Origin of the sequence: Pseudomonas coronafaciens pv. oryzae str. 1_6 (genome assembly GCF_000156995.2) — a bacterium.
GTDB classification, from domain to species: domain Bacteria; phylum Pseudomonadota; class Gammaproteobacteria; order Pseudomonadales; family Pseudomonadaceae; genus Aquipseudomonas; species Aquipseudomonas tremae.
Map to the genome: position 1 here is coordinate 41,983 of NZ_CP046035.1, position 11,490 is coordinate 53,472.

Here is an 11,490-nt window from a genome sequence, read left to right on the forward strand (position 1 = left end):
CTCTCTCAGGTCAGGCCAGCATGACACGCATTCAATCAATCGCTTCGCCAACCAAGCTGCCCCGCCTGCCTCGTGCATGGCGCGGTATCGCAGCCCTTGTCTTGAGTCTGATGCTCGCACCAATGGCGCTCGCTGATCAATCAGCACCGGCTTCTGCGCCATCCGCTGCGCCAGCTGCAAGCGCACCAGCCGCCACCGACGCCGTCGCGCCAGCGCTGGAGCCAGTGGCCGAGGACAACAGCCTCGGCATGGCGCACGACCTGTCGCCGTGGGGCATGTATCAGAACGCCGATGTCGTGGTCAAAGCGGTCATGATCGGCCTTGCCATCGCCTCGATCATCACGTGGACCATCTGGATATCCAAGGGTTTCGAGCTGCTGGGCGCCAAGCGTCGGCTGCGCGGCGAGATTGCCAATCTGAAAAAGGCCCGCTCGCTGAACGAAGCCAGCGCCAGCGCCAGCAAGGAAGGCACCCTCGCCCATCTGCTGGTGCATGACGCCCTTGAAGAAATGCGCCTGTCGGCCAACAGCCGTGAGCGCGAAGGTATCAAGGAACGCGTCAGCTTCCGTCTCGAACGTCTGGTAGCCGCCTGTGGCCGGAACATGAGCATGGGCACCGGCGTGCTGGCGACCATCGGCTCGACAGCACCGTTTGTGGGCCTGTTCGGTACGGTATGGGGCATCATGAACAGCTTCATCGGCATCGCCAAGACCCAGACCACCAACCTCGCCGTGGTCGCCCCCGGCATTGCCGAAGCGCTGCTGGCGACGGCTTTGGGTCTGGTTGCAGCCATCCCTGCGGTAGTTATCTACAACGTGTTTGCTCGCTCCATCGCCGGTTACAAGGCACAGGTTTCCGACGCTTCTGCACACGTCCTGCTGCTGGTCAGCCGTGATCTGGATCATTTGCCAGAGCCGACCGAGCGCAATCAACAACAACCGCACATGGTCAAGGTGGGCTAACACGTGGGCCTGCATCTTAACGAAGGCGGCGACGATCTCGCCGAGAACCACGAAATCAACGTGACGCCGTTCATCGACGTCATGCTGGTGCTGTTGATCATCTTCATGGTGGCTGCTCCGCTGGCCACTGTGGATATCAAGGTCGACCTGCCAGCCTCTACGGCCAAGCCGCAGCCCAGGCCTGAAAAGCCTGTCTTCCTCAGCGTCAAGGCAGACAAGGGCCTGTACCTCGGTGAAGAGAAGGTCGCTCGCGAGCAGATCGGTCAGGTTCTGGATGCGCGGACCAAGGGCAAGAAGGACACTACGATCTTCTTTCAGGCCGATAAAGGCGTCGATTACGGCGACCTGATGGAAGTCATGAACACGCTTCGGAGTGCGGGTTACCTGAAGGTCGGACTGGTAGGTCTTGAGACGGCTGGTAAGAAATGATCAATACGCGCCAAAAACTGACGCGCTATAGCGGTAGTCTGTTGGTGGTGCTGGCCGTGCACGCTATCGCAATCATTGTTGCCGTTCGCTGGCCTGCTCCGCAGCCTGTCGAATTGCCACCGGCTGCCATGATGGTCGAACTTGCGCCAGTGCCCGAGCCCGCTCCGCCGCCACCGCCCAAGGTCGTTGAGCCACCGCAGCCACCCGTGCCCGAAGAGCAGGCGCCCATGCCGGAAGTCGCGCAAGCGCCAAAACCGGAAATCGTGGTGCCCAAGAAAGTAGAGAAGCCCAAGCCAAAACCGCAGCCGCCCAAGCCGCAGAAAAAGCCTGAGCCGCCCAAGGAAGAGCCCGCTGCCGAAAAACCGGTCGACACGCCGCCAACGACCGCCAAACCGGAAAAATCAGCAGCTCCGACGCCGCCTGCTCCGCCTTCGCCACCCAGCAACGCGTTGCCGAACTGGCAGGGTGATTTGCTCGGTCATTTGAGCAAATACAAGAAGTACCCTGAGGATGCGCGTCGTCGCGGCATGCAGGGCGTTGCCCGTTTGCGTTTTGTTGTGGACGCTGATGGCAACGTGCTGTCCTACTCGATTGCCGCGAGTTCAGGCAGCTCTTCGCTGGACCGGGCGACCATGGAGATGATCCGTCGCGCGCAGCCGTTGCCCAAGCCCCCCAAGGAAATCCTTAACAACGGCACCATTGAAATCCTCGCACCGTTCGTTTATTCGCTCGATAAGCGTTGAATCGTACTTTTGTTACGCATGAGTGCTTCTGATAACGTGCGTCTATCGATTGCACCCGCTATGCTGGGGCCGCAACTTCATGGACGCACGTTATGACTCTTACAGAATTGCGCTACATCGTCACGCTTGCTCAAGAGCAGCACTTTGGTCACGCAGCCGAACGCTGCCATGTCAGCCAGCCAACGCTGTCAGTGGGTGTGAAAAAACTCGAAGACGAACTCGGTGTGCTGATTTTCGAGCGCAGCAAGAGCGCTGTGCGTCTGACACCTGTCGGTGAAGGCATCGTTGCTCAGGCGCAAAAGGTGCTCGAGCAGGCGCAAGGCATTCGCGAACTGGCCCAGGCAGGCAAGAATCAGCTGACCGCACCGTTGAAAGTCGGCGCGATCTACACCGTCGGCCCTTACCTGTTCCCTCATCTGATTCCACAACTGCATCGGGTCGCCCCGCAGATGCCGTTGTACATCGAAGAGAATTTCACGCACGTGCTGCGTGACAAGCTGCGTAATGGTGAACTGGATGCCGTCATCATTGCCTTGCCGTTCAACGAAGCCGATGTGCTGACCCTGCCCCTTTACGACGAACCGTTTTCGGTACTGATGCCGGCTGATCATCCCTGGACCCAGAAAGAGTCCATCGATGCCTCTGCGCTCAACGACAAGAGCCTGTTGTTGCTGGGTGAAGGTCACTGTTTCCGTGATCAGGTACTTGAAGCCTGCCCTGCACTGGGCAAAGGCAATGAAGGTTCCAGGCACACCACAGTCGAGTCCAGCTCGCTGGAAACCATTCGCCACATGGTCGCTTCCGGACTGGGTATTTCAATCCTGCCGCTGTCGGCGGTCGATAGCCATCATTACGCCCCTGGCGTGATCGAAGTGCGTCCGCTTACACCGCCTGTGCCTTTCCGTACCGTCGCCATCGCTTGGCGTGCGAGCTTCCCGCGGCCGAAAGCCATCGAGATTCTTGCTGACTCTGCACGCTTGTGCTCAGTGGCGCGCCCGAAACAAGTCGCGAGCTAGGCAGAAAAGAAATGAGCGAGCTTTCCCGGGTTTCGGTCACGGCGCTCAAGGGCGTCGGTGACGCGATGGCAGAAAAGCTGGCCAAGGTCGGTCTGGAAAACCTGCAGGACGTGCTGTTTCATTTGCCGTTGCGTTATCAGGACCGGACCCGCATCGTGCCGATCGGTGCGTTGCGTCCTGGTCAGGATGCCGTTATCGAAGGCGTCGTCAGCGGCGCCGACGTGGTGATGGGCAAGCGTCGCAGCCTGCTGGTAAGGCTCGGTGACGGAACAGGCGTTGTCAGCCTGCGTTTCTATCACTTCAGCAATGCCCAGAAAGAAAGCATGAAGCGCGGCACGCACTTGCGTTGTTTCGGTGAAGCACGGCCTGGTGCTTCCGGGCTGGAAATCTATCACCCGGAATACCGTGCGATCACCGGCGATGAACCTGCGCCCGTTGAACAGACACTCACGCCGATCTATCCCACTACCGAAGGTCTTACTCAGCAGCGTCTGCGTCAGCTGTGTCAGCAAAGCCTTGCAATGCTTGGCCCCAAAAGCCTGCCGGACTGGCTGCCGGAAGAACTGGCCCGGGATTATCAACTGGCGCCGCTTGATGACGCGATCCGCTATCTGCATCATCCGCCTGCCGATGCTGATGTCGATGAATTAGCCCTCGGGCATCATTGGGCGCAGCATCGCCTTGCCTTTGAAGAGCTGCTGACCCACCAGCTTTCCCAACAGCGCCTGCGTGAAAGTCTGCGCTCGCAGCGTGCGCCAGCGTTGCCGCTCGCGAAAAAACTGCCGAAACAATTTCTCGCCAATTTGGGTTTTACACCCACCGGTGCCCAGCAACGCGTCGGCAAGGAAGTGGCTTACGACCTCAGTCAGCCAGAGCCGATGCTGCGCCTGATTCAGGGCGACGTGGGCTCGGGCAAGACAGTTGTCGCTGCGCTGGCTGCCCTGCAGGCGCTGGAAGCGGGTTATCAAGTGGCGCTTATGGCACCCACGGAAATTCTCGCCGAGCAGCATTACATTAACTTCCAGCGCTGGCTCGAGCCGCTGGGCGTGGGTGTAGCGTGGCTGGCAGGCAAGCTGAAAGGCAAGGCGCGTGTCACCTCCCTGGAACAGATCGCCAGTGGTACACCGATGGTGGTGGGCACTCATGCGCTGTTTCAGGACGAAGTGCAGTTCAAGAACCTGGCACTGGTGATCATCGATGAGCAGCACCGCTTCGGCGTTCAGCAACGCCTTGCGCTGCGCAAAAAAGGTGTCGGGGGGCTGATGTGTCCGCATCAGTTGATCATGACCGCCACACCGATCCCGCGCACGCTTGCCATGAGTGCCTACGCTGATCTGGACACCTCGATTCTTGATGAGCTGCCGCCTGGCCGCACCCCCGTCAATACTGTGCTGGTTGCCGACAGTCGCCGCCTGGAAGTCGTCGAGCGTGTGCGCGCCGCGTGTGCCGAGGGTCGGCAGGCGTACTGGGTCTGTACCTTGATCGAAGAATCAGAAGAGCTGACCTGCAAAGCCGCTGAAACCACATACGAAGAGCTCAGCAGCGCGCTGGGCGAGGTACGCGTCGGGCTGATCCACGGGCGCATGAAGCCCGTAGAAAAAGCCGCGATCATGGCCGAGTTCAAACAGGGCGCTCTGCAGTTGCTGGTGGCCACCACGGTTATAGAAGTCGGTGTCGATGTGCCGAATTCCAGCCTGATGATCATCGAAAACCCCGAGCGCCTCGGTCTCGCTCAATTACACCAGTTGCGCGGGCGCGTCGGGCGCGGCAGTGCCGTCAGTCACTGTGTGCTGCTCTATCACCCACCGCTTTCGCAAATCGGTCGTCAGCGGCTGGGGATCATGCGCGAAACCAACGATGGCTTCGTTATCGCTGAAAAAGACCTTGAACTGCGTGGCCCCGGTGAAATGCTCGGAACACGACAAACGGGCCTGCTGCAATTCAAGGTCGCCGACCTGATGCGCGATGCCGATCTGCTCCCGGCTGTCCGCGACGCAGCCCAGGCCCTGCTTGAGCGCTGGCCGCAACATGTGAGCCCGTTGCTGGACAGATGGTTGCGTCATGGCCAGCAGTATGGCCAGGTGTGATGCAGGCTACGCTTTGGACACCACGTGCAACCGAAACGGAATAACGTGGTTATACTTCAAAAAATGTAGGAATTTGGACAAAGCTCATGACAGAAGTTGCCCACGTCAATGATTCGAACCATGCACCGTCGGTCATCCGGCAGTTGCTTGAAAAATTGGCCATCAGCTACAACGAAGTCGTGGACGACAAAAGTCTGCCTCCGGCACGCAAGGTTCAGGCCGTGCTGGTCGAGGACGCTGTCGGCGCGTTGCTTATCCTGTTCCCGCAAAGCCAATTGCTTGACCTGAGCCGGATCACCGAGCTGACCGGCCGACAACTGACCGCCGTTTCTCACGAGCGGCTGGCGCGCATGCTTACCAAGCACAACCTGCAGGTGTTGCCGGGTCTCCCTGCGTTGACCAGCTCACCATGCCTTTACGATGATCGTCTGCTGCAAGAGCCGACACTGCTTGTAGGGTCGGGCGAACCGGGTCTGTTGCTGGAAATCAGCAGTGACGATTTCAAGGGCATGCTGAGCAAAGCCAGCGCGGCTCACTTCGGCCAGTCCGTGATGTCGATTCATCCGAACCTTGATCGTCCTGACGATGATCCCGCAGAAATCACCCAGGCCATGCGTGCGTTTACAGCGCGCCGCATTCAGCAGCGTCTGGAAGCGACCCTGGAGATTCCGCCGCTGGCCGGAACCGCACAGAAGATCATCAAGCTGCGGGTCGATCCCGATGCAACCATCGACGACATCACTGGCGTGGTCGAAACCGATCCGGCGCTGGCTGCACAGGTTGTCAGTTGGGCGGCATCGCCATACTACGCATCGACCGGCAAGATTCGTTCGGTCGAAGATGCGATCGTCCGCGTGCTGGGTTTTGATCTGGTGATCAATCTTGCACTTGGTCTGGCTTTGGGCAAGACCCTCAGCCTGCCCAAGGATCAGCCACAACAGACCACGCCTTACTGGCAGCAGTCGATCTACACCGCAGCGGTTATTGAAGGCCTGACCCGCGCGATCCCGCGCGCCAAGCGCCCGGAAGCCGGCCTGAGCTACCTCGCAGGCTTGCTGCACAACTTCGGTTATTTATTGCTGGCGCACGTATTCCCGCCGCACTTCACGCTGATCTGTCGCCAGCTCGAAGTCAATCCGCACCTGCACCACAGCTACATCGAGCATCACTTGCTGGGTATCAGCCGTGAGCAGATCGGTGCCTGGCTGATGCGTTACTGGGACATGCCGGACGAACTCTCTACCGCGTTGCGCTTTCAACACGACCCCCACTATGCCGGCGAGCATTACGCTTATGCCAATCTGGTGTATCTGGCGGTCCGCCTGTTGCGGGCGAATGGCGTAGGAGCCGGCCCGGAACAAGAGATCCCTGACGAACTGTTCGACCGACTCGGCCTAAGCCGTGAAAAGGCCAACGAGTCTGTAAGAAAAGTGCTGGAAGCAGAAGTATTGCTGCGCGAACTGGCGTCACAGTTCAGTAAGTAGCCTGTGGGTTGGCAGGTAGTGCCTGCGTTGTACACAACGCTGACTGCCTGGGAGGCCCATGAAACGGGGCTTCTGCCCGGTGGCCTCGGTTGTGTCTGATGTTCGGTATGCACCGATTTTGCTGCCGGTTCCCGGCAGTTCGTGGACAAGTCCACTCCTGCATCACGCCAGATGCCACGGCAACCTGTCTCTGTTCAACAATAAATTTCCACAACCGTCGATTGAAAGCTTTGTGAAAGCTTGGGCAATTAGCATCGCTTCACTTCCGGCAAAAAGACCGGTTAGCCAGGAACGGACTCCAAGGTGTTTCAGGCCCAATTAACAACAATAATGGTGATTCCGATGCTTGCTGACTTCTCTGTGTACACCCTTCTTGCGCCCCCACTCCACGTACCGATCTGCTGAGCTGACTGGTTCAATTCACGTTCTGTAGCCGTTTGACGTCTGGAGTATTCCCATGCTGACTTTCCTTGGCTTTGCCATGGTTATTGCGTTCATGTACCTGATCATGAGCAAGCGCCTGACTGCGCTCATCGCTCTGATTCTGGTTCCGATCATCTTTGCCCTGTTCGGCGGTTTTGCGTCGCAGATCGGCCCGATGATGCTCGCCGGTATTACCAAGCTCGCGCCGACTGGCGTGATGCTGATGTTCGCCATTCTGTACTTTGCGCTGATGATCGACTCCGGCCTGTTCGACCCGGCCGTGCGCAAGATCCTGAAAATGGTCAAAGGCGACCCGATGCGCATCTCGATCGGCACCGCGGTGCTGGCGCTGGTGGTGTCCCTCGACGGTGATGGCGCGACCACTTACATGATCTGCGTTGCTGCCATGCTGCCGCTGTACAGCCGCGTCGGTATGAGCCCGCGCATCATGGCCGGCCTGATCATTCTGGCAGGCGGCGTGATGAACATGACGCCGTGGGGCGGCCCGACCGCTCGTGCGGCCAGTGCGCTGCACGTCGATGCATCCGATATCTTCGTACCGATGATCCCTGCCATGCTGGCCGGTGTGGTTGCGATCCTGGCGATTGCCTACTTCTACGGCAAACGCGAGCGCGCCCGTCTTGGCGAACTGCACCTCAAAGGTGATGAAGTCGACCACAGTGAAATCAGCGTCTCGCAGTTTCCGGATGCACGTCGTCCAAAACTGATCTGGTTCAACGGCGCGCTGACCCTGGCGCTGATGGTTGCCCTGATCATGGGCCTGCTGCCGCTCCCGGTACTGTTCATGATCGCCTTCAGTATCGCGATGATCATCAACTACCCGAACCTGCAAGACCAAAAGGATCGCGTATCGGCCCACGCAGGTAGCGTATTGGCAGTAGTAGGCCTGATCTTTGCCGCCGGCATTTTCACCGGCATCCTGTCTGGCACCGGCATGGTCGACGCGATGTCGAAAAGCCTGCTGGCAGTGATCCCGGACGCACTGGGCCCTTACCTCGCGGTCATCACTGCGCTGGTGAGCATGCCGTTCACCTTCTTCATGTCCAACGACGCGTTCTACTACGGGGTGCTGCCAGTGCTGTCTGAAGCCGCCGCTCATTACGGCATCAGCCCGGTGGAAATGGCCCGCGCTTCAATTGTCGGTCAACCGGTTCACCTGCTCAGCCCGCTGGTGCCGTCGACCTACCTGCTGGTTGCTCTGGCCGGTATCGAGTTCGGTGACCATCAGCGCTTCACCCTGAAATGGGCGATTCTGGTGTGCATGTGCATTCTGGTTGCCGCACTGCTGATGGGCATCTTCCCGCTCTACAGCAGCATGTAAGCCTCGCTGCGCTACCAAAGACTCGCCGTCGACTTGACCGTTGACGGCGAGTTTTTGCGTTTGGGGTATTTATGCACGGAACGCAGCAGGGCGCTTCAAGGCGCGTTTTCTATCGCCGAGGGGCAGGTCACACATAATTGATGCCCTTGGCGTTCTCGTCGGTAGCGCTGATCTTCTTGTCGAAGGAGTCCTCACGACCAGACTGGATGGCATCAAGCACGTCCATATGCTGTTTGTGCATCGCCTCCCGGGTTTGCAAATCTGATTTGGCTTTGAGAAGCGCTTCAGCGTGATGCATTTCATTCTGATGCTCTCCCATGCTGTTCATACCTTCAGCAGGGCGCGGGTCTGCATCTTGTTGCCTGTCGAGATCAGAATGAGTTGTCTGAGGATCGTCACAATCTTTAGTCGCTATGGGCTTTGATTGCTTTGCATTGATCCTTGCCCCGTTCCTCTCGTCTTGGCCAGAACTTCTCGCAACAGACTTATCCACACGCGCACTGTGGCGCTGTGCCTGATTTAACGCAGTGCCCAACGAACTCAACGTCGCGCCTGCGGGTGGCATGCGCGGTAATGATGACGAAGCAGAACTGGCTTGCGCGTCTGGCAGAGATGCAGGCGAGGGTGGAGCCATTTCGTCGGGTGACGGCTGCCAAGGATTGAGCTTGCCTGCGCTGTCCTGCATAGACACTTCGACCAGGTTTAAGTCCTGATTGTGGTCGGGCTCGAACCTCAAAACAGGTCGATATGTCGAGTTGCGCACTGCAATGGCAGGAACACCGAACATGTTGTCACCCAGCGAGGCCAACTCGAACAGTTTCCCTTTTTCGATACTGGTGCTGATGTGGTTACCGATGACGCTACGGTTCCTGTTCAACCACCTCGTCGAACCCGCATTGATCATGCGCGAGGAGTCGGGAATGGAAATTTTTTCTGTGCCTTGAGCAGTCGGACTTTTGCCGGCGGTTGATGTGAGTGACGTTATATTCATTGAGCAAACTCCTTTTACTGCCGCTGAGTGGCGCTTCGCTGTAATGAGTTCCTTGCTGTGGGGCATCCGTTGCCATGGCTATGGCGCTCGGCGGCGAGTTTCGCGTTCAGGGCATTCAATTATTCGAAGGCCGATATTGCAACGCTTCAGCCAGATGGCTGCGATTGATCGCATCCACCTGCTCCAGATCAGCCAGGGTGCGCGCTACCTTCAGCAGCCTGTGGGCCGAGCGCAGTGACAAGGTCAGGCGCTCACAGGCTGTTTCCAGCCAGCGTTCGTCAGTGCTCGACAACGCGCAATATTTGCGCAGCCCCGGCAGATCAAGAAAGGCATTGGCGCAGCCCTGACGACGCTGTTGGCGTTCGCGTGCCTGAGCAACTACCGCTGCGGCGCTGGCAGTGTTTTCGCTGGTGGTCTGGTCGGGATTGAGCGCCGTAGCCTCACGTGCGACGGTCAGGTGCAGGTCGATCCGGTCCAGCAGCGGACCAGACAGCTTGTTGCGATAACGCTGCACCTGCTCGGTAGAACAACGGCAGCGTCCGGTCGGCTCGCCGAGATAGCCACAGGGGCACGGGTTCATCGCAGCCACCAGCTGAAACCGCGCCGGAAAGCGCACGCGGTCCCGTGCCCTGGAGATCACGATATGCCCGGACTCCAGCGGTTCGCGTAAAACCTCCAGCACTCGACGATCAAACTCCGGCAGTTCATCAAGAAACAGAACACCATGATGGGCGAGGGTGATTTCGCCAGGTTGCGGACGACTGCCACCGCCCACCAGCGCCGGCCCGGATGCCGAGTGATGCGGCTGCCGAAACGGTCGCTGCGGCCAACTGGTCAACGGCACTTGGCTGGCGACCGACTGAATCGCCGCCACCTCCAGCGCTTCGTGCTCATCCAGCGGCGGCAGCAAGCCCGGCAGGCGGCTGGCAAGCAGTGTTTTACCCGTGCCAGGCGGCCCGCTGAACAACAGGTTATGCGCCCCGGCAGCGGCAATCACCAACGCACGCTTGGCAGCTGTCTGACCCTGTACTTCGCTTAAATCGGGATACGGCTTGGGCTGATGCAGCAAGCCGCTGGACTGATACGGCGCAATTACCGCGCGGCCGTTGAAATGCGCGACCAGCTCCAGCAAGTGATTGACGGCAATCACCCGCAACCCGGAAGCCAGACAGGCTTCCTCGGCGTTCACCGCCGGGATGATCAGCGTCCGCTCTGCCGCGCGTGCAGCCAGCGCAGCAGGCAACACCCCCTGAATCGGCCGAATCGCCCCCGATAGCGCCAGCTCGCCCAGGCATTCAACATCCTGCAACGCAACCAGAGGCACTTGCCCGCTGGCGGCCAGCAGGCCCAAGGCAATCGCGAGGTCAAAGCGACCGCCATCCTTGGGCAGGTCAGCCGGGGCCAGATTAAGCGTGATACGCCGCGCCGGGAAATCCAGCCCGGAATTCAGAATGGCGCTGCGCACCCGGTCTTTACTCTCCTTGACCGCACCTTCCGGCAGCCCCACCAGCGTCAGGGCTGGCAGGCCGTTTGCCAAATGCGCTTCAACAGTAACCGCCGGGGCTTCCACCCCGACCTGGGCACGACTATGGACGATGGCCAGCGACATAGATCATTCCTTGATATGAGCGATGGGCGGGTATCGTGCTTTATTTGGCGGGTGAGGGTAGGCGAGGAATGGATACAGAGTGTGAGTGGAGGAGGGATTGAAAGGTCCGTGCCCGGATGCGAGTCCAATCGGAATGCTCATTTACAACACGTAGACTCCGGTTGAACCGCGGTGGTCAAAAAAACCGTTTTGGAACGACTTAACCGTTAAGCCGCTGCGTAAAATGCTTGTGACTTTTTTATGACAACTATAGGAACTGAACGGGTTGCATAGCCACTTAAACTACTGTCGTTTATGGCTGCCACGGAGAAGGCATTAATTAGCAATTTTTATAATGCTCTGGACGTTCAACCTGTAACAACGATTTGAAACGCGTCTTCCTCGGCTTGATGCCGTTGCTTCTT

At 58.8% G+C, this 11,490-nt stretch carries 9 protein-coding genes; 7 read left to right on the plus strand and 2 right to left on the minus strand.

The annotated features are described in order from the left end of the window. The first annotated feature begins 20 nt into the window (after positions 1 to 20). The 7 genes from exbB (at position 21) to POR16_RS00255 (ending at position 8,486) form a co-directional block, all read left to right on the plus strand. Positions 21 to 962 carry a tonB-system energizer ExbB gene (exbB, locus tag POR16_RS00225; RefSeq protein ID WP_005887723.1) on the plus strand — a complete coding sequence of 314 codons (942 nt, stop codon included), beginning with the start codon at positions 21 to 23 and terminating at the stop codon, positions 960 to 962. A gap of 3 nt (positions 963 to 965) precedes the next feature. Beyond that, a complete protein-coding gene (gene exbD / locus POR16_RS00230) occupies positions 966 to 1,391 on the plus strand; it encodes a TonB system transport protein ExbD (RefSeq protein ID WP_005887725.1) in 426 nt (141 codons plus the stop codon). Further along, positions 1,388 to 2,134, plus strand: coding sequence for an energy transducer TonB (locus POR16_RS00235; protein ID WP_024668926.1), 747 nt, complete (start codon positions 1,388 to 1,390; stop codon positions 2,132 to 2,134). Before exbD ends, POR16_RS00235 begins: the two co-directional genes overlap by 4 nt. 92 nt (positions 2,135 to 2,226) lie before the next feature. Beyond that, the gene (locus POR16_RS00240) at positions 2,227 to 3,150 is read left to right on the plus strand and encodes a hydrogen peroxide-inducible genes activator (protein WP_005887731.1); all 924 of its coding nucleotides are present in this window, start codon (positions 2,227 to 2,229) and stop codon (positions 3,148 to 3,150) included. A gap of 11 nt (positions 3,151 to 3,161) precedes the next feature. Then, entirely contained in the window at positions 3,162 to 5,237 is a 2,076-nt protein-coding gene (recG, locus tag POR16_RS00245) for an ATP-dependent DNA helicase RecG (RefSeq protein ID WP_005887733.1), read from the plus strand. 86 nt (positions 5,238 to 5,323) lie between these two features. Beyond that, positions 5,324 to 6,721, plus strand: a complete 1,398-nt coding sequence (locus POR16_RS00250; protein ID WP_005887735.1) for an aminoacyl-tRNA deacylase and HDOD domain-containing protein — start codon at positions 5,324 to 5,326, stop codon at positions 6,719 to 6,721. 457 nt (positions 6,722 to 7,178) lie between these two features. Then, positions 7,179 to 8,486 (plus strand): CitMHS family transporter, encoded by a 1,308-nt coding sequence (locus tag POR16_RS00255; protein ID WP_005887737.1) that lies wholly within the window; start codon positions 7,179 to 7,181, stop codon positions 8,484 to 8,486. 127 nt (positions 8,487 to 8,613) lie between these two features. Here the strand turns inward: POR16_RS00255 and POR16_RS26755 are convergent, their stop codons facing one another. Both POR16_RS26755 and POR16_RS00265 read right to left on the minus strand, forming a co-directional pair. Then, on the minus strand, positions 8,614 to 9,477 hold the full coding sequence (locus POR16_RS26755) for a type III secretion system major pilin HrpA (RefSeq protein WP_005887739.1): 864 nt from the start codon (positions 9,475 to 9,477) through the stop codon (positions 8,614 to 8,616). 115 nt (positions 9,478 to 9,592) lie between these two features. After that, positions 9,593 to 11,086: a YifB family Mg chelatase-like AAA ATPase gene (locus POR16_RS00265; protein ID WP_024668929.1), complete on the minus strand. Its 1,494-nt coding sequence runs from the start codon at positions 11,084 to 11,086 to the stop codon at positions 9,593 to 9,595. Between the last annotated feature and the right edge of the window lie 404 nt (positions 11,087 to 11,490).

Excerpts from the sequence above, each read along its gene's own strand:
- exbB (WP_005887723.1), top strand. The coding sequence starts at position 21 with ATGACACGCATTCAATCAATCGCTTCGCCAACCAAGCTGCCCCGCCTG.
- POR16_RS00235 (WP_024668926.1), top strand. The coding sequence starts at position 1,388 with ATGATCAATACGCGCCAAAAACTGACGCGCTATAGCGGTAGTCTGTTG.
- POR16_RS00240 (WP_005887731.1), top strand. The coding sequence starts at position 2,227 with ATGACTCTTACAGAATTGCGCTACATCGTCACGCTTGCTCAAGAGCAG.
- recG (WP_005887733.1), top strand. The coding sequence starts at position 3,162 with ATGAGCGAGCTTTCCCGGGTTTCGGTCACGGCGCTCAAGGGCGTCGGT.
- POR16_RS00250 (WP_005887735.1), top strand. The coding sequence starts at position 5,324 with ATGACAGAAGTTGCCCACGTCAATGATTCGAACCATGCACCGTCGGTC.
- POR16_RS00255 (WP_005887737.1), top strand. The coding sequence starts at position 7,179 with ATGCTGACTTTCCTTGGCTTTGCCATGGTTATTGCGTTCATGTACCTG.
- POR16_RS26755 (WP_005887739.1), bottom strand. The coding sequence starts at position 9,477 with ATGAATATAACGTCACTCACATCAACCGCCGGCAAAAGTCCGACTGCT.
- POR16_RS00265 (WP_024668929.1), bottom strand. The coding sequence starts at position 11,086 with ATGTCGCTGGCCATCGTCCATAGTCGTGCCCAGGTCGGGGTGGAAGCC.